This window comes from Niastella sp., assembly GCF_045805085.1.
In the GTDB taxonomy this organism is placed as follows: Bacteria; Bacteroidota; Bacteroidia; order Chitinophagales; family Chitinophagaceae; genus Niastella.
The window spans coordinates 1-18,944 of sequence record NZ_JBJMLX010000230.1 but is presented as its reverse complement, the minus strand read 5'-3'; the positions used below and the strand labels follow the sequence as shown (position 1 = coordinate 18,944).

General features: G+C 42.0%; 17 protein-coding genes. 4 read left to right on the top strand and 13 right to left on the bottom strand.

All coding sequences use genetic code 11. The features are described 5' to 3' along the window. Positions 1 to 201: 201 nt before the first annotated feature. The 3 genes from ACJ751_RS11805 to ACJ751_RS11795 form a co-directional block, all read right to left on the bottom strand. Positions 202 to 660 (bottom strand): DUF983 domain-containing protein, encoded by a 459-nt coding sequence (locus ACJ751_RS11805; RefSeq protein ID WP_407745697.1) that lies wholly within the window; start codon positions 658 to 660, stop codon positions 202 to 204. Between the two features lie 104 nt (positions 661 to 764). After that, positions 765 to 2,561, bottom strand: coding sequence for an ABC transporter ATP-binding protein (locus ACJ751_RS11800; RefSeq protein WP_407745696.1), 1,797 nt, complete (start codon positions 2,559 to 2,561; stop codon positions 765 to 767). 277 nt (positions 2,562 to 2,838) lie between these two features. Beyond that, positions 2,839 to 3,774: an O-antigen ligase family protein gene (locus ACJ751_RS11795; protein WP_407745699.1), complete on the bottom strand. Its 936-nt coding sequence runs from the start codon at positions 3,772 to 3,774 to the stop codon at positions 2,839 to 2,841. A gap of 84 nt (positions 3,775 to 3,858) precedes the next feature. Between ACJ751_RS11795 and ACJ751_RS11790 the strand changes: the two genes are divergently transcribed. Further along, complete coding sequence (locus ACJ751_RS11790; protein WP_407745698.1) at positions 3,859 to 3,915, top strand: hypothetical protein; 57 nt, start codon at positions 3,859 to 3,861, stop codon at positions 3,913 to 3,915. Positions 3,916 to 4,126: 211 nt separating this feature from the next. Here the strand turns inward: ACJ751_RS11790 and ACJ751_RS11785 are convergent, their stop codons facing one another. Next, positions 4,127 to 4,963 carry a hypothetical protein gene (locus ACJ751_RS11785; protein ID WP_407745695.1) on the bottom strand — a complete coding sequence of 279 codons (837 nt, stop codon included), beginning with the start codon at positions 4,961 to 4,963 and terminating at the stop codon, positions 4,127 to 4,129. 82 nt (positions 4,964 to 5,045) lie between these two features. Between ACJ751_RS11785 and ACJ751_RS11780 the strand changes: the two genes are divergently transcribed. Together ACJ751_RS11780 and ACJ751_RS11775 are read left to right on the top strand one after the other, a co-directional pair. Beyond that, positions 5,046 to 6,317, top strand: coding sequence for an oligosaccharide flippase family protein (locus ACJ751_RS11780; RefSeq protein ID WP_407745694.1), 1,272 nt, complete (start codon positions 5,046 to 5,048; stop codon positions 6,315 to 6,317). A 13-nt stretch (positions 6,318 to 6,330) separates the two neighbouring features. After that, a complete protein-coding gene (locus tag ACJ751_RS11775; RefSeq protein WP_407745693.1) occupies positions 6,331 to 7,578 on the top strand; it encodes a hypothetical protein in 1,248 nt (415 codons plus the stop codon). 35 nt (positions 7,579 to 7,613) lie between these two features. On the opposite strand, the gene ACJ751_RS11770 is transcribed toward ACJ751_RS11775, so the two are convergent. Continuing rightward, positions 7,614 to 8,774, bottom strand: a complete 1,161-nt coding sequence (locus ACJ751_RS11770; RefSeq protein ID WP_407745692.1) for a DUF1972 domain-containing protein — start codon at positions 8,772 to 8,774, stop codon at positions 7,614 to 7,616. After that, positions 8,771 to 9,850 carry a glycosyltransferase family 4 protein gene (locus tag ACJ751_RS11765; RefSeq protein WP_407745691.1) on the bottom strand — a complete coding sequence of 360 codons (1,080 nt, stop codon included), beginning with the start codon at positions 9,848 to 9,850 and terminating at the stop codon, positions 8,771 to 8,773. Before ACJ751_RS11765 ends, ACJ751_RS11770 begins: the two co-directional genes overlap by 4 nt. A 170-nt stretch (positions 9,851 to 10,020) precedes the next feature. Here ACJ751_RS11765 and ACJ751_RS11760 point away from each other — a divergent pair, with 170 nt between their 5' ends. After that, positions 10,021 to 11,337: an O-antigen ligase family protein gene (locus tag ACJ751_RS11760; protein WP_407745690.1), complete on the top strand. Its 1,317-nt coding sequence runs from the start codon at positions 10,021 to 10,023 to the stop codon at positions 11,335 to 11,337. Here the strand turns inward: ACJ751_RS11760 and ACJ751_RS11755 are convergent, their stop codons facing one another. From ACJ751_RS11755 to ACJ751_RS11725, 7 genes are all read right to left on the bottom strand, one after another. After that, positions 11,338 to 13,476, bottom strand: coding sequence for a glycosyltransferase (locus ACJ751_RS11755; RefSeq protein WP_407745689.1), 2,139 nt, complete (start codon positions 13,474 to 13,476; stop codon positions 11,338 to 11,340). A 72-nt stretch (positions 13,477 to 13,548) separates the two neighbouring features. Further along, entirely contained in the window at positions 13,549 to 13,740 is a 192-nt protein-coding gene (locus ACJ751_RS11750; protein ID WP_407745688.1) for a hypothetical protein, read from the bottom strand. A gap of 289 nt (positions 13,741 to 14,029) precedes the next feature. Next, positions 14,030 to 14,623, bottom strand: coding sequence for an ABC transporter ATP-binding protein (locus ACJ751_RS11745; protein ID WP_407745687.1), 594 nt, complete (start codon positions 14,621 to 14,623; stop codon positions 14,030 to 14,032). Positions 14,624 to 14,771: 148 nt separating this feature from the next. Then, entirely contained in the window at positions 14,772 to 15,566 is a 795-nt protein-coding gene (locus ACJ751_RS11740) for an ABC transporter permease (RefSeq protein WP_407745686.1), read from the bottom strand. 395 nt (positions 15,567 to 15,961) lie between these two features. Continuing rightward, entirely contained in the window at positions 15,962 to 16,831 is an 870-nt protein-coding gene (locus tag ACJ751_RS11735) for a hypothetical protein (protein WP_407745685.1), read from the bottom strand. Beyond that, the gene (locus ACJ751_RS11730; protein ID WP_407745684.1) at positions 16,825 to 17,550 is read right to left on the bottom strand and encodes a rhamnan synthesis F family protein; all 726 of its coding nucleotides are present in this window, start codon (positions 17,548 to 17,550) and stop codon (positions 16,825 to 16,827) included. Before ACJ751_RS11730 ends, ACJ751_RS11735 begins: the two co-directional genes overlap by 7 nt. Continuing rightward, on the bottom strand, positions 17,537 to 18,944 hold a 1,408-nt coding region (locus ACJ751_RS11725; RefSeq protein WP_407745683.1), incomplete at its 5' end, for a glycosyltransferase. The genes ACJ751_RS11725 and ACJ751_RS11730, both read right to left, overlap by 14 nt.

Genomic DNA, 18,944 nt, shown 5'->3' with positions numbered 1-18,944 from the left:
TAAGGATGATAGCGTTGATAACGGAAGCGTGAAGTAGATGTAAGACGAGGGAGTTAAGAAGCTGAAAAAGTCAACAGGTGGAACAATTGGCGCGAGATTGTATTTCTCCCTCCCGACAGGTCGGGAGGGTTGGGGGGAGGCCTGATTGCCGCGCCGCGGTTTTGCCCTTTGTCTTTTGCCCTTTGCCTTCTTCACCACTACCTACTGCCCTTCTTCATTATCATAATACGATCCCGTTTCGTAATCAAACGTCTTTCCTTTAGTGCTTTTATAATTGGGGTCGTAGCGAACGAAGAAATAGAGATAGATGACGCGGCTGAGGCGCATGAGCCAGGGTTGTAAGAAGATCAATAAAAAAATGTTGATGCCGAGCCACCAGAAGAACCGGTTGTCGTTTGTTGACATTCCTATAAGCACCCACCAGGCAACAAAGGTGGTTACTGACAGGGCTACCGATAAGGCATAACTTACATACGCAGTACCATACCAAAAACCTACTTCCATTTCATATTTCTGGCCGCATTCATGGCAATGGGAGGGCATGTCGAACACCTTTTTCAGATTCCATGGATTATTATTATTGAACATGGGGCCTCTGCGGCAGCGGGGGCATTTCATGGTTAACATGCTCCATAGGTAATTGGGTTTGGACGTAGGCATTATGCTCCTGGTTGATGAACCTCAAAATTACAAAAGTTCCAGGTTTGGGCTCAACTTTATAATTGAACCAAAACCTGGAACTTTATACTATCTACTTTAAATTATTAAGCTACCGGGGAACCAATCTTTTTACGTTCGCCGATCTGCTGCCGCCACATAGCGTAGTATAATCCTTTTTCTTCGATCAGACTTTCATGGCTGCCAGTCTCCACTATATCGCCTTTTTCAAGCACATAAATGCGATCGGCATGCATGATGGTAGATAACCGGTGCGCGATCAGGATGGTGACCTGGTTGCGCTGGGAAGAAACTTCTTTTATGGTGTTGGTGATCTCTTCTTCCGTCAATGAATCGAGCGAGGAGGTGGCTTCATCAAAGATCAATAACCGCGGTTTGCGCAATAGTGCGCGGGCAATAGAGAGCCGCTGTTTTTCACCGCCGGATAATTTCAATCCGCCTTCGCCGATCATGGTATCGAGGCCTTTTTCAGCACGGGACAGCAAATTCATACAGGAGGCTTTTTTCAGCACATCCAGCAGGTCTTCGTCGGTTGCTGATGTATTTACGAACAACAGGTTTTCTTTAATAGTACCTGAGAACAATTGCGTGTCCTGCGTTACAAAACCGATCTGGTTGCGCAGGTCTTCATAGTTGATGTCGCTTTCATCGATGCCATTATACAGGATCTTTCCCTGTTGCGGGCGGTACAACCCCACCAGCAATTTCATCAGGGTAGTTTTGCCTGAACCGGAAGGACCAACAAAGGCGATGGTTTCCCCTACCTGGGCAGAAAAGCTGATATCGTCTATAGCTCGGGACTGTGCAGTCTGGTGTTTAAACCCAACCTGTTTGAAGTCGAGCGTTTTAACATCGCCGAGGTGTTTAGGGTGTTCGGGCTGGCGCTCAGGCGCTTTTGTCATCAGGTTATGAAAGTTGTTCAACGAGGCTTCCGCTTCGCGATAGCTGATGATGATGTTGCTGATCTCCTGCAATGGACCAAATACGAAGAATGAGAAGATCTGCATGGTTACCAGTTGCCCGAAATCCATTTTGTCATGGAAGATCAGCCAGGTTAAGATGAATAGGATCACCTGGCGCAACGTGTTCACAAAGGTGCCCTGTACAAAGCTGATGCTTCGCACACGTTTTACCTTTGTCAATTCCAGCCCTAATATCTTGTAGGTATTTTTGTTCAGTCGTGTTACTTCCTGGTTGGTAAGCCCCAAACTTTTTACCAGCTCTATATTGCGGAGTGATTCCGTGGTAGAACCTGCCAGTGAAGTTGTTTGTGCTACGATGGTCTTTTGAATGGTTTTTATTTTTTTACTAAGTACATTGGTGATCGTTGTAAGCAGTAAAATACCCACTACATAGGCAGCGGCGATTGTCCAACTGATCCATATAGAAGCATAGATCATAACAAAGGTTACGCCTACCAGCACACCAAACATTATGTTGATGAAATAATTCATGAACTTCTCTGTATCGGCCCGCACCTTGGTGAGCACGCTCAGGGTTTCACCGCTGCGCTGGTCTTCAAACTCCTGGTAAGGCAATCGCATGGCATGTTTTAAGCCATCGGTAAATACTTTGGCGCCAAATTTTTGGATGATCACGTTCAGGAAATAATCCTGGAAGTTTTTGGCTATGCGGCTTACCATGGCCACGCCAATGGAAGCTAACAACAGCCAAATTACACCGTAATACGGGGTGGTAGCAGTAAAGAATTCTTTACCAGGTCTTTGCCCTTTAGGTGTATTTAAGTAGGTGCCGGCAAGCCGGACAAGTTTTCCTAATATTATGGGATCGAATAAGGAAAAAGCGGTATTTACAGCGGCTAGAAAAAGTGTTAAGCCAACCAGCCATCTGTATGGTTTTAAATACGTTAGTAAAATCTTCATAATTGCATTTAACAGTTAATCAACGGGAATGTTTGTCAGGGGTTCGGGAATTAATATACAATTTATATTATTCTGATTTAATGGCCTTGCTGACGTGGAAGAGTGCAGGTAAAACCGGGATTAGTACAACCCGATTGTACTCCCAACCCTCCGACAAGTTGGGATAAACACTAAAGGGGGAAATTCCCGGCTAAAAAAGACTGACCCTGTATTAAATGGCAAAAAGCCAGCTGGGGAATTTCATTTTCGTTTGGAAAATATTGGTGTGATTTGTAACCTATTGTTTCTCAGGTTCTTTCTCCCCAAAGTAAAAGAACAGCGGCAAAAACAGGAAGACGACCAGCCCATATTGAGTTTCAAACACCGCCTCCTGAAAAGAATACGCGAGCACTAAAAGTACAATTGCCCATAAAGACCGGCTCTTTTGCTGAATGGCCATGGCAACCATGGAAAAACAGATACAGAAAAATAGGATCAATCCTATAAGCCCCGATTGTAAAAAAGACTCCAGCCACTGGTTGTGCGTGTTGTAGCCCTGGTACCCGTGATCGGGAGTGCCGGGGTGACCGGCATACATATTGGCCTCCAAATACTTCTGGTTTAACAAAGGTTGTGCATGGGCAGGCGTTACGCCCAGGACCCAGGCCCGGTGTTCCTGGATTATTTCTTTTACAAAACGCCATTGCAGTAAGCGGAACGCCACCCCATTGAAATAAAACCTTGGTTCAAAGGTCTTTTTCTCCATAACGATCATGTTATTATGCATGATGTCACTAAAGCGGTAGCTGATGGGATTTTTTGTAAACAATATAATACTGCTGATGGCGATGCCGGCAACGGCCACCCATGCAATGGCCCAACGGGTATTTACATTTTTTTTCAACGAAATAACGGCGTAATAAGCCAGGCTGCACAATGTAAAACTGATCACCAGTTTTGACGACAACAACAGCATGCTACCAATGAGAAAGGTCAGCAGCGAAAAATGAATGCCTTTGTTCACTACATATCGCTCTTGCGTGGTTTCCTGCAACAGAAAGATCAACCCGGCAAAAACAAGTATGGAAAACTGAATAGCATGGTGCGCCAGATCGCTCAGCAAGTCGTGATAAAAGAAAACATAGATGGGTGCCTGATGGTACTGGTATTTTATAAAACTAACGCCCAAACACCAGGTGATTATGATTACCAGGATAAAAACATACACCTTCATTAAGGAATGGAACCGGGCTTTATTTAAATACCGGTTACTAAAGAAGCAAAGCGGTATAAATAACAAGGCGCTTTTTACTTCTATATGTCTCCAGGTAACGGGCAAATTATCTGTGTAAGCAAGGGGTATTATTTGCAGTAAGAAGAACAGGCTGCAACAGATCACAAGCCTGTTGCGTAAAGCTTTATTGAACCAGGAACCCGTAGTGATCTTGTTATAGTAAAAAGAGGTAGCCACTATCAAGCCGATGGCTATACTGCTATAGGCCCTGAAAGCAGCTACCGCCGTTAACAGAAAGCCGAGATAGAACAGGAAAAGCAGGTTATTGATTAAGTTTTTTCGGGGCATCAGCTTAATTCATCGTTTTTCTTCTGTAATGTAAATAAAAACTGGTAAGCATGCCTAGGAACAACCCACCACCAAGTCCCAGTGCCAGTTGTTTTAACAATACCGGGAAGGTGGGATTAAGAGGCGTATAAAAATGTTGTAACACATTTACCGGTGAGATAAAAGAAAGTTCCTCTTCATAGTTCAATTTTCTTTCCTCCAGGTTGGCAATTTGGGTGCTGATATCAGAAACGTTCAACATAAGATGACCGCCTGCATTGGTAGGTTGCTGAAAACTTGTTTCAACCACCTGCTGCAGTTTACTCAGGCGGGTCATTTCCAGTTGTACAGTTTGAATCATCGATTTCAGGATGTTTTTTCGGCTGGCCAGCTTTTCTTTTACATATCCACTGTTTTCTAATGCGTACAGCATTCCATTTTGCAAGGGTTGTAAAATGGTAGTGTCGCGTACAACTACAGAGATCGTAAAGGCCGTATAATTTTTGGGTGTAAAGATCTTTTGTAATTCTTCTACTTTAATCGATTCTACTTTTCTGACGAGAGAAATATCTACATTAAATTGTTTTGCCAGTAAACGGCGTTCTTTTTTTTGTATCAACTCGCACCAGTTGCTGATCACCGCTATTTGTTCGGGTTCGGTCAAAATGGTTGGTTGCAACACAATTGAGGAAGTGTACAGGTCAGGTGTTTTCCAGTAACGGATAAACCCTGCCAATAAGCCCACTAAAGCAACTACCAGTAATAATTTCCCGTACTGCCTGAGAAAAGAAGTGGCCTGTTGAAAGAGTGCCGATATGTCCAGCTCATCTGTAGGGGTGGCTACCAATTTAACCTGTTTCATGATAGATCAGTACGGAAAATTATATATATGGGTTGCGTTAATTGTTATAATTTGACATTTAGTATTTTCTGAATTAATTCATATGGAGGAAAGCCGCAGCAGACGCAGCCGTATTTTTTCGAATTTTATGGCCATGGGCATTTTGCAGGGAACCAATTTTTTGCTTCCGGTACTGGTAATGCCTTTTGTTATTAACCGTATTGGGGCCGATGGCTATGGTATTGTTGCGGTGGCACAGGTGGTACTGCTTATTTTTTGTACTGTTTCTGATTATGGATTTAATTTAACCGCCACCCGCGCTCTGGCGCTGCACCGGGATGATGCGGCAAAAAATGCCCAGCTTTTTTTTACGGTGCTGGCTGCCAAAATGATCATTTGCGGGGTCTTGTTCGCCCTATTGTTATTGCTTGTAACATTGGTTCCTTTTTTTAAACAACATGTTCAATTATACCTGTTTGGTTTTACCTGGGTGCTGGGTCAATCGTTGTTGGTAAGCTGGTTTTTTCAGGGGGTTGAAAAAATGAAATACATCACCATTTACACCTTGCTGGCCCGCCTGCTGTTTGCGGCGCTTGTTTTTGCTTTCATCAGACAGCGATCAGACAACAGGTTCTTTATTTTGTTTATGGGCATTGGCAGCCTGGTGGCCGGCATAGCCAGTATTTTTCAGGCAATCAGGCTGTGTAAACTGCCGGTAGTGCGGCCATTGTGGAGTGATATCGTTCATGAGCTGAAAGAAGGATGGCCTGTAATGCTTTCCAATATTTCGATAAACACTTTTTTGAGTATAAACGTGTTCATATTACGACTGTTCACTAACGACCTGGTAGCGGGTTATTACAGCGTTGCAGAGAAAATATTCCTGGCAACCCGGCAGGTGCCGGTGATGTTTTCGCAGGTGATATATCCGCCTCTTTGCCAGCTGCTGCAAAAAGGGAAGGAAGCTACCCGTCCTTTTTTCAAATCGGTGTATGTGCCTTTTTTATTGCTGGTGCTTTTGGCGGGTGTATTGTTGTTTAGCTTCTCCTCTTTTATTGTTTCCTTTTTTTTAGGCGCCAGGAGCGGCAATGCGGTGTTGTTATTGCGGTTGTTTTGCCTGGGACCCATTATTGTGTGTTTGCATGTACCGGCCAGCCAGTTATTAATGGCTGCTAACTATAAAAAAAGCTACCTGCGCGTGTTAAGCTGGGGAACGGTGTTGAATGTTATCTGTAACCTGTTGCTGGTACAGGTATGGGGTTCCCTGGGTACTACTATCAGTGTGTTGCTGACCGAACTGTTTATAACGGCAGGCTTTAACCGGGAAATGTACAGAAATAAACTGGCCGGCTACCTCAGCGCCCCTGCACATTAAACTACCATAACGAATGCGGATCAATAAATTCTTTCCGGTTATATTTATTTACTTTTTTATCAATTCGTTCGGGTTGCCTTTTGGATTAACCTATACCGCATTGTTAAGTCCGCTTTTGTATCTCTGGATGATAATGACCCGCAAGCGCGAGGTGTTGTGGCCTTTCCTGTTAATCATGTTGCCGGTTGTACTGATCCACCTTGCTATTGGAGTTGATGTGAACAGTTATTTTGTTTCGGTGCTGAACATGACCCTGGTGTATATTTTCTGCCAGGCTGTTTATACTTTCCTTATTAAGTGTGAGCAACCAGGTACAATCTTTCACCAATTGCTGGTCATTAATTTTATTTGTTGCCTGGTGGCTATTCCCCTTTTCTTTACGCCCCTTTACCCGGTTTTATGGACGAAACAATTCCTTACAACCGGGGTGGAAGATGTCAGGCGATTGAGCCTGCTTACTTATGAGCCTTCTTATTACGCGTTGTTGTTTACACCGCTGTTCTTTTTTTTCCTGTTGCAGTTGCTTTTTTTCAGGAATACCATTAATGGCTGGTTGTTGCTGTTGATGTTGTTGCTGCCACTTGCGCTGTCTTTTTCATTAGGGGTTATCAGCGCTATTGCAATGGCCATTGCTGTAATGGTGACATTGCATTATAAAAAATTCCTGCACAACAAACGGTTCATCAACCTGCTGGGGCTTACAGGCCTGGTGGTGGTGAGCGTGCTGGTGGTTGGTTTTGTGTTCTTCCCCGATAATATTCTTTTTATACGCCTTGATAACGTTATTTCCGGTAAAGACCCTTCGGGTAAAGGTAGAACCTTTGAAGCCTTTTGGCTGGCCGATCAACTGCTGGCGCAGAAAAGTTATTGGTGGGGGATAGGCCCGGGACAGATCAAAATACTGGGCTTTGACCTGATACGAGATTTTTATGGGTATGGACGCGATACAACGCGGGTGGCCATTCCCAATGCAGCCGCTGAAACCCTGGCTATTTTTGGCTGGGTTGGGTTTTCTGTTCGCATTCTTGCGGAGTGCTTGTTGTTTGTGTATACCAAAGTATGGCGTAATTATTACCGGCTGCTGTTATTTGTGTTTGTGTTTATTTACCAGTTCACGGGCAGCTTTATTACCAATATAGCGGAATATGTTATCTGGATAATGGCGTTTACAGCTGTCTTTAAAGAATATGATATTGAGAAGGCAGGCACAGGGCAAAGGACAGAGGGCAAAGAAAATACGCGGCAGAGCGGCGACCGGTAACTGGTACCCTGCAACCTGTAACCTGTAACTGGAAGTTAGTATCCCGAACCCTCTACTTTAATAGGAGCATCTCTTTTTAGTTCTTTACTCATTTTTTCCCGCACACAACGTTGTAAAAACGTTTCGTATTTACTGATAACATTGTTCCAGTTAAACTGCTCCTGTATTTTTTTAAGGTTGTTATTGATCATGGCTGCTTCGCGGCCATTGCGATAGGTGTTTTCTATCACTTCTTTTACTTCGTGATGGGAGGAGAAATAATAAGCGTCTTGCTGCAATACTGCGCGGTTGAACGGATTGTCATGCGCTGCTATCAAGGAGCGGCTGGCCATGGCTTCCAACAGGGAGGGATTGGTGCCTCCCACACTGTGGCCATGAAAATACAGGGTAGAAAAAACCTTGAGCGAATGTATCTTTTGCGGATCGTTGTAAATACCGCCGGTGAATACGATCCGTTTATCGTGTTTGAATTTACCTACCAGGTGCTTCCCAAGCTTGTTGTTGACCGAACCGATCACCAGGAATTTATAATTGCTGTTGCTGGCATGAAAACCATCGAGTATCATTTCGATATTGTTCTCTGCCGCCATGCGCGCCATCAATAAAAAGTACGCATGCTTTTTAACGCCGAACTCCTGCAGCAGGGTTTCTTCTTCATGGTAATGTATTTCGGCGCCATAGGGGATGTGCTCGCTTGAGATGGCATATTTATTTTTCAGGTACGATTGAATAACTACTGAGTCGGCAATATGATAATGGCTGAACCGGACGGCCAGTTTTTCGGCCAGTCGTAAAAATTGCTGTACCGGTCTTGAATATTTGGTGCGCTTCCATTCGAGCCCGTCCATATTGAAGACAAGCGTGCTTTGTTGGGGATAGAACCAACCCCAGGCCGAGCTGCTGGTAAAACCCAGCATCAGGATCACATCGAAGTTCCTGCGCCGCGCATCTATGATGCAGTTGAAATCGTATATGAATTGCCCGAAACTGCCCAACTGGTACTCAGGATCGTAGCAATGTATAAGCTGTACGTTTTTCCAGGAGCTTTCTGTATAGGGGTGATTGTGGGAGTTGTAAACAAACACCTCATGCCCCTTCTCCACCAGGCCTGTTGACAGGTATTCTGCGAATTGTTCAAACCCTCCGTAGTTATTGGGAATGCCTCTGGTACCTAATATGCCTATCCGTAATGTCATTGTTGTAATACTTGTTTGTAAGCTGCAGCTGTTTTACAGGCTGCCTGCTGCCAGGTATATTGTTCAGATATTTTTTTTCTAAGTGTATCAGTATCAGGTGTGTTGGCTGCTTTTTCCACTGCTGCCAGCATGCTTTGGGGTGAAGCGGGGTCGCAATAAGCGGCTTCATTTCCGAAATATTCGCGGGTATAACCTTTGTCGGTAATCACAACCCGGCAACCCATGGCGGCTGCTTCCAGGGTGGATAGCCCGCAGGTTTCGAACCAGCTGGGCAGGATGTGTATGGCTGCCTGTTGATACCAGTTTGTCAATTCCTCCTGTGGCAACTGGTTTATGAAGGACACATTGGCTGCCGCCTGTTTGCGGCATGCTTCATAATAATTGAGCTGGTTAGGAGCAGGATTGCCAATAATCACCAGGCGGTACCGTGTATTGTTCAATGCTTTTATCAGGTTCAGCTGGTTCTTAAGACCTTCAATTCTTGCCACGCATAATACCAGGCGGGGATCCTTGGGCACACTGCTGTTCCAGGTAAATAATGCCGGGTCAATACCGTTGGGTATAAGGGTATAATCGGGCAAAGGGGCGCCAAATTCAGCCAGCTGATCGTACTCCATTTTTGAGTTGGGTAAAATGCGGGCGGCCTGTTGCAATATTTTTTTTATACTTTGTTTATGGCCTTTCCACAAATACGATGTTGTTGCCAGTACATCATTTCCCTGCGCCCACCGGGCGATCGTTTTTATATATTCTATGCTGTTTTTGGGTAAAAACCGGAACAGGTAGCCTGCCATACCTTTCCGGTATAATTGATCGTACTCATGGTAATTAACCAGGTTGGGCGATACCACAAATGGCTTATCCGACTGGTTAATATGATGTACGATATCGGCCGGCCGCACAATATTAAAAAAGTGCAGCAGATCGTATTGCTGGTATTGAACCGGTTGATTGGTTAATTTAATGTCCACATCAATTCCCAACCCTTTTAATTGCCGGGCCGTATTGATGATCTGAAAGGTATCTCCGCCTTTGACCGTATATAATGTTGACCTGGTGATGACTGCAATTTTCATGAGATCCTTTCCCTATTATTCGTACCAAAATGCCCCGAAGTTGCCTGGCATTATTTTTATTTTGTCGACAAAACCGCGCAACATAGGCATAATGAATTCGTTAAACTGTCGACTATTATTCTGTAAGTAACCGGGTAGCCGTATTTTTGCCCGCAAAGAAGAAACCTTATATGCGATCCTTGTTTTTGTTGGATGAAAAGGCGGGTTTATTGACTATAAAGGATAAATTATTATATGTGCTGGTGGTCATTTTCTTTGTCACCTTTTATCCGTCACATATACCCTCCATAAATGTAGTGGCGGTAGTTCTTCTGTCGGTATACTGCATTTTTATTTATGGTTCCTTCCGCGAAAAATGGCACCTGTTGCGCCAGCGTAAAGAGGTGGTGGCGATGGCTGCTTTTTATTTGCTGCATATTGTAAGCTCCCTTTGCTCAAAAAACGTGGCCGAGGGTTTTTCCTGGACGGTGATCCGCATGCCTTTGTTCGTGTTCCCTGTTTCCCTGGGATGTGTGTATATAAAACAGGCGCTTAAAGAAAGGGTCTTGTTTGCCTATTCGGTTATTACTACCATTACGGTTTTGTTTTGTTTTATCTGGGGCATTGTGGCAAGCCTGGTGAATAATGATTCCTCGTTGCTGTATAACGATAACCTTACTTACCCAATCGACAAACAATCGATATATATTGCGTTGCTGGCCAATGTGGCTATTTTTAGTTTTGTGTACCTGCTTTACATAAAATCACCCCTGGTAGCAAAAAAAGGATTGGTGTATGCCAGTTTGTTTATTTTACTGATGGCTGTTTTCTTTTTAGCCAGCCGTATTGCGCTGATAACCTTATTTGGCAGTACTGTTTGTGTGGCGGTGTGGTACATTATTCAGAAAAGAAAGCTGAAACTGCTGGGGTTGGTGGGGGCTGGTATTGTGGCGGTACTGGTGTTGCTGATAACTGTTTTTCCAAAAACATGGAACCGTTTTCAGGAGCTGGGTTTTACCCACTACGAATATGCGCACAAGGGAGAAGAAAGTCATTTTGATATGCCGGTTACAGCCGATCAGTGGAATGGCGCCAACATCAGGCTGGCGGTATGGCATTGTGGATGGGAACTGGTAAAACAACATCCGGTTTTCGGCGTACAGTTAGGCGATAAAGTTGATCTGATGATGGATACGTATAAGGCTAAGAATTTTGACTTTGCCTATGAAACCCGCCGTAACACGCACAACAATTACCTTGATATACTGGTGGCTTTTGGATTTACAGGGTTACTGTTATTCCTGTGGGCATTTTTATTTGAACCCTTGCGCCAGTGTATCCGTCACAAAGACTTTTTTGGCGTGTTTGTAATTGCAGCTTTTGTGCTGTCATTCATTCCCGAAACCTATTTTGACCGCAGTTTGGGTAATATGATGTTTGCCTTCTTTATCGCTTTTATTGTTAGCTACAGGAAGCCTGTAGCTAACAATGAGAGGAACAAGCAGTAATTATTTTTTTAATCTGAGCGCTATCTTCTTTAGGGTCTTATTCTTCTTTATAATTGCTTTTGCTTTTCTGAATAACCAGCTGTTACTTTCCGCATTTGTTGTTACCGTTACTGCAAAGGTTGGGTTATCAAAAAGAAATCCCGGACCGTTAGCATTCAATAAATTATTTACCTGGGTTGCAAAGTCGGCATAATAGGCGCTGTGTTTCTCTGCTATGTATTTGTAGGAATACAAAAGTTTTTCCCGGGTAAGCTTCCTGATCATAGAGTCACCACGCACCCGATACTGGAAAAGGAATTCAGGGAGCACCACTCCATTATACCCCTTTGACAGCAAATGAACGACGCTTTCATCATCTTCCAGGCCGTAATCTACCGTTTTGTCGTTTTGCCCAGCAGCCAGGAAGGCGGCTTTTTTATATACAAGGCCGCTGCTGTTAACGGGATTGTGTACCAGGGCGTAAGGCGGTTGTGGTGTGTAGGTTGCCCATTTTCGATTGGTGTCTTCGAAATATTGTACAAAGCTTCCTACAAAAAATACGTTCCTATACTGTTTTAAAACCCGCAGGGCTTTTTCATAATAGTCTGGGGTAACTGTATCATCTGCATCAAGAAAAGCCAGCCATTCGCCGGTTGCTTTTAAGGCGCCATAGTTACGGGTGTACGCCAACCCTTCATTGGGTTTATGGTAAATGGTAACACCCGCTATTTGCGCCGCCTGTTTCAACACAGCCAGACTGTCCTCCTCGGTGCTTCCGTCGTTGATGATCAAAATCTCAATTTCAGGATAGGTAGCCGCTTTTACCGCCTGTATGCATTCCATTATGTATCTACCCATGTTATAAAAGGGTATAACTACACTTAAGAGGTTTCCGCCGGCAGTAATAGGTGTATGTTCTTTCTGGTATACGAATGGAAAAGTGATGGAGTTGTGTTTTTTCTGAATAAGGGTTTCCAGTAATGGCAGCTTCTGCGCTGTAATTACTGTCGGGTGGTACATTTCAGCCACTTTTTCTTTGGCGGCATTCCCGATGGCAGCTATTTTTGCGTCAGGCAGGGAAAGAATGTATTGTAGTTTTTCTTCAAAGTCGCCGGTAATGGTGTGATCGAATAAAAAACCATTTACACCGTGATTTATCATTTCCCGTTGACCGCCCTGCACCGAGGCAAGTACCACCTTACCCAGTCCCATACATTCTATAACCACGTACGGTAAATTGTCTACAATGCTTGGCACTACTATTACATGGGCGCTGTGCAATTCTTTTTCAATAGCAGCGGGTTCTATTTTACCATGCAGCTGCAACAGGCCCTTGCTAATATAATTTTCATATCTCTTATTGGCCAGTTGCCCCATCGTTAATTGTTCGGGATGAAAAACGATATCGGTTCCACCGAAAATGTGCAGCGGATGGATAAAACCGCCATCCCAAAGAGATTTAAAGTAGGCCAGCAGTTCAAAGCTTCCTTTCTGTGGGGAAAGTTTACCATAATAAACGATCTTGTTACGTTCAATACTATTAACTGGTTTATGGTCTGGTATTATATACGGATTGCGTATGACAACCTTGTTGCTGGTGGTGAGATCCACATACGGTTGAATAGCGTCTATGATGAATTGGGTAGGTGCAAACAGCCAGTCGGCCATTTTGATGGCTTCTTTTTCCATTTGGCAGGTTTGAAAATCGGGAAACCTGTACGTGGGTACCCGATTGTATTCCAGGTATAAAAAGGCAGGTGAATGCAGGGTGATCACTACTGGAATGTCCTTTACTTCCTCATATAAAAGATGCTTGTATTGCAACAGGTAATAACCGATGCCCAGATAGTCCTGCGCTTCAATGATGTCGGGTTTCCCTTCCTGCTGTATCAGGAGAAGTACTATACTGGCGAACTCGTAACTGAGCCGCGCTGTATACCCAAAATATTCAGCACTATTTGTTCGGTTGGTATTGAAATGAATAATGCGGTTACCTTCGGGCGTATTGGTTATTTTAAAATCGGTAACATTGTCATCCGGAACAAATATGGTGATCTTAATATTTTGTTCAACCAACATGCAGGCTGTGTGGTAGCAGTAGGTACTAATGCCGCCACCGTGAAAGGGAGGATATTCAGTTGTAAGAAGCCAGTAGTTCACGCGTATTATTTGATTAGGCGCAATGTAATAAAATCTGTGCTATTTCTGTGTGTTGGCGGCCTCAGGGCCGGATCACCATTTTTTATGAAAATCACCGCTGGCAAAGAACTTCTCTATAAGGCAATACAGGTAAATAAAAAAGTACCTGCTTTCCATTTCCCTGATCTTGAGCTTCGACTCGCCTGTTTTTCTGTTTCGCCACGAATGGATGGCAATGTTTACCAACTGAATACCAAATACCACCGTTATAATCCAGTACCGCATTTAACGCCATTTGTAACAACGGGTTCCAGGTTTGATTGATTTTTAGTAGAAAAGGACCAGTATGCGGGTCGTGAAGATTCGGTGTTCGTTATTGTGGGGAGAATAAATTATTCCAGCCAAGTGTTCCGTCAGACAGAGGTTTATACAGATTGATCGCTTCTGCATCCCATTGTTACCAAAAAGGGGTGGCTGTTGAAATAAGGATATGAGTAGTGTAACAAACAGGTATATAAAAAGAAAGCAGGCAATACTTGCCAGCTTTCTTTTTATTATATATCAATTTTTATCATTAATGATTGTCTTCAATGTACATCTCGATAGCTTTGTTTGTATCTCCAAAATAAACCAGGTTTCCGTTTTTCATGAAGGCGGTACGGGAACAGTATCTTCTTACCACCTCCATACTGTGGCTAACCAGGATTACGGTTTTACCCTGGATCCAGCTTGATTCAAAAACTTTAATGGCCTTTTCCTGGAACTTCATATCACCCACTGCGAAAATCTCGTCCAGGAACATGATCTCTGCACCGGCCTTTACGGCAATTGAAAAGCCCAGCCTGGCAGTCATACCCGATGAAAAGAACTTGATCTTGGTATCTATAAATTCACGTAACTCGGCAAAGTCAACTATCTGGTCAAATATCTTGTCTATTTCTTTAATTTTTAAACCCAATACTGAAGCAGACACATAAATGTTTTCGCGGGCTGTTAACTCATGACTCATTCCCACACCAAGGTTCATAAGCATCGTAGAGCCATTGATGGTTAGAGACCCGGTATCGGAGATAAAAACGCCAGCCAATAATTTTGCGAGGGTTGATTTTCCGCAACCATTTCTGCCAATAAATCCAATGCATTCGCCTTTTTTAATTTCGAAAGACATGGGTTTTACGGCTTCAACCTTCTTTGATCTGGGTGGGTTAAAAAGGTTGAATAGACGGTGCTTTACCGTATTATGGCTATCTTCTGTAATATGAAATGATTTGCTTATATTTTTTGCATCTATTGCAATAGACTTATCCATGTGTTATTTATAGCTTTTCAGAGGCTTTACTTCCTAATTTATTTAATAAATATAAACCCAGTAAAAGAATGATAGTAGCATAACCAAAATCGAACCACAACAGTTTCCATTCCGGGTTTTCGTCATAAATTACTGCTTTTCTTACATTTATGATAATACCCGCAATTGGGTTTATGTAATCAGCGCCAGGTACGTTCTCCCGGAACGTGCTGAGCCTGTAAAATATAGGCGATACAAAGAAAAAGAAATTGGTAAATACGGTCCAGATCTGGTGAATATCCTTGGCAACTACATAAATGTTAGACAGGATCAGCGAGAATCCGAGTGATAAAATAAAGACGGTCAAAAACATGGGTATTACATACAGGAATTTGAACGTCAAGTGGTTCCCTCCTCTTTCAATAAAAAGATAAAAAACAAGAAAAATGACAAGGTTGAATAATAACCCGATCGTATTACTTAGAATGGTGGAGATGTAGATGTCTAACTTGTCCATATTACTATACTCATACAAATACTTCTTGGTTTTCAGAATTTGAATGGTACCCGTAGTACTTTCAAGAAAGAAGTTAAAAAAAATAAGACCTATAAATAAAAAGGAAGCAAAATTCGGAACGTCTTGTTTAAGGATCGTTTTAAATACGACATAGTAAATGGAGAGATCCATTAATGGCTTTATGAAAGCCCACAGCAAACCCAGTCTGTTTTCATAATACCGGAGTTTGAATTCAATTTTCGCAAGTAGATATATTCGTTCAAGTTTGTTGCCCGACTTAGACCATTTTGTCAGCATTGTTGCCATATTTACCCTTGTTTTAGTTTTTCGAAAGCATTTTTAGCCCTGGATTTTTACTTGTTTTATGGATTTGCGGGTTATCCCTGTATAAATTTGACTAAGAATGTCTTTGAAAGTGTCGATTTGGCGGATAAACTGGTACGCATCATACTTTGCCCTATTTATTTGTTTGAGCTGCAAATTTACTATAAACCCACATATTTTATAAGACCCATTTTTCAGGACTATAAATATTTATGTTAATTTAATTTTTTGACAATCATATATCTGTGCTAAATATTTAAAACAACCTTTTTAATTGGCAGTGGCGCCGGCTGTTTGCATTGACCTAAGTAGTACTTTTTCCCATATGGTTTATACCATAATGATCTGTTTAAGACCTGCCAGAATGACACTAAGAATTACTTCTTGTGTTTATCACTAAACAATGATTTGAAACTACGTTTGCCCATCAAAAATTTAATAATATGTCCAAAGCGTTTATACCATAAGGGAAGCACTTCATATTCCTTGTGGTAAAATTGCAAAACATATTCCATTTCATTATGGGCGGCATTGATATTAAATAGCTCCTTCAGTATTTCCAATTCCTTTTTTTGCTGCTCATTAACCTGGTTAAGCTTAATGTTGTCGCTTTTGATCTGCTTTAATTCACGCAAATGATTTAATAAATAAGGGTTGGCTGTTTGTGCATTACTGTTTAAAACGTTCAGGTATTGTAAAACCTGTTTGTTGATTTGGCTGGGCGCTTTTTTTATAATAAACGAGTCGTAAAAATTATAGGACCCACATAAGTAGTTGTTATACCAGGTACTAAACTCCTGTTCGCTGTTAAGCGCAGTTTGTTGCCGGGCATTTAAATGAATGAAGAAAGGCGCCGAACCGGTTTCGGTATGAAAAGGAAGAAGATCCATTTCTGGCATGCCCTGCTTTTGAAAATAAGTTCTTAAAAGCAGAGTAAGGGAAGCAAGATCAGCTTGTTGAATATCCATCAAAAACAAAGAATAGCCTTTTTCCGTTCGTAAATACCGGGGATGAGGGAAGAGCAGAAAAACCTTGTTTATTTCTTCAATATTCGATGCTGCAAGGTTTTTTATCGTTATGTTGAAATAATAGTTTACAGGCGCTGTATAATATTGACGTAATAATTTTTCAGTATCAATGGGTTTTTCAAGATCAATGATATTGGATAAATAAACTGACTGCACCAGGTCTGATTCCCACTCGTACGATTCATTCAGTTCCTGTAATATAAAAAAGTCATTTAGCATTTTATACCTTGTAAAGTAAATCCTTTTGATGTAACGATCCAGCTTAAAAGCCGTTCCCATGAATGAGTAACGGTTCCCTGGACGGCATCGAGCATATTGCCCTCCTCCAGTGTAGACCTGACTTTGATAGGATTAAATTGGTTAAAAAAATCGATCATCAAGGAGGCCCTGACCCAAAACATGGTACCAGCTACAAAACTATAATCAGTAGTATTGATCTCATATTCTTTCATTAACTGCTTAAGCAGCGAAGAATTAGGCGTATTAAAGGTATTTGTAGCTTTATCGTATTCGTTTCTTATAACATCTGTATTGCAAACTATTCCCGTCCGCGGATTGCTTTCAAACAATTGCAGTATTGTTTTGAAATTGGCCGGATTGATAATTTCAAACAACTTTTTCTTTTCAAAGGTGCCCGAGAGTTTGTGATAACTTTTTTTGTCGTGCAAAAAGATAATGTAGGGCACATCGCTATACAACTTCAACAATAATTCTATCAGCAATAATTTGCCCCCAATGTCTTTACCTTTATTGGTACATATCACAAATTTTTCATTGGGGGTATTTACCAGCTCATGGTTGAGCGCCAGTTTTTCAGAGACGCTGCACAGCAGCAGGATATCCTGGTCGCTATTTTGTTTAATCGTTTCCCGCACTTCATTTATACCATCGATACTATAATAATTATGATATAAGATCGCACACTTATATGCTTTCATCTTCCTGTTTTTTGAAATAAGCCTCAATTTGCTCCAAAAGAACTGCCGGGTCAATCTTATCTACAACTATTCCTTTAGCGTATTTTTTTACCTGGTCGTACTGACCGCCAAAATTAAAACAGGCTGTAGGAATACCACTTTCTATTGCTTCCCGTGTTGTAAATGAAAATGTTTCCGCGCAAACCGAAGGAATGAGGATAACATCTATATTATTTGCAACAAGTATATAGTGAAGATTCTTTAAATGGTATGGCCCTTTCTTAATAAGAACGCGATGGTCGTAATGAGGATTTATACCCCCTATATTTATTAAGGTAAAATTTTTGATCTTATTCTTTTCTACATGGGTTGCCAGCTGGTGTACAAATTCCGCTCCCTTGGCAATGGAGTGAATGTTACCTAAAATACCGATGTTATATACTTTCTGATCGAATTTATTGAACCCTACTAACTCATGCGGTATGACCTCGATTTTCAATTGCAGTTGTGGCCACTGCTTTATTAAAAGCGCTTTTGTTGTGTCACTAAATGCAACGATCTGATCAGCATGCTGGCTCAACACTTTGCCCCATACCGCTCTCCATTCAAACAGGTTGGTAAACTCTTCGGTAATTAATTTAGGGTCTATTATTTTATCAAGGTTATCGAGGCAGCTGCTGCAAACTTTCGGGTCAGACGGGAGGCGACAGAATTTATTGTTCTCCGTAAACAGCAGAAAATTCGGACACAAATAGAAATAATCGTGGCAAAATACAGACAATTTAATATTCTTTATCTGCTTGAAAGCGACCACTTTCTTTATGAACGACAATGGTTTGTTGTAACTAACTATATTGTTGACAATGATCTCATAAGGCAACAAGCCATAATGATCCAGAACAGCAAATAAGTTATCGATATCGTTCACGCCGAATTTTAAAAGATAATCTTTATAATTAATTGTGAATGCGATGTTTTTATCCTGGTTGGAATTGGGGTTAATGTATTGCCCATAGATAAAAACTTTATCAGGGTTTTTTTGCAGGTAGTTTTTTGAATACAGGTTGGTACCTCCGCCAAGGTCATGGTCAAAAAACAACACCAGTCCATTGCCTTCCTCTTTAGCCAGTTTTAAAAGCAGGGCTAATTTTACATAAACAAACCTGTTATTGGCAAAGAAATTATTTACCGAAGAAGTAAAGTTCGGGTGAAGTTTTTCTACCTTTTTTTGATGAGCTGTTTGCAGAGTTATCTTTTCTTCGGGCTCAAAGCTACCGCCATGTTTGTGCGTTACATACAGGTTGGCATTAAGCACGTTTTTAAACCCTTTTTTGGCAGCTCTGAAACAGAAGTCCACTTCCTCACCATAGCCACGAGGGAAGTTTTTTTCATCGAGGTGACCTGCCGTATCGAGC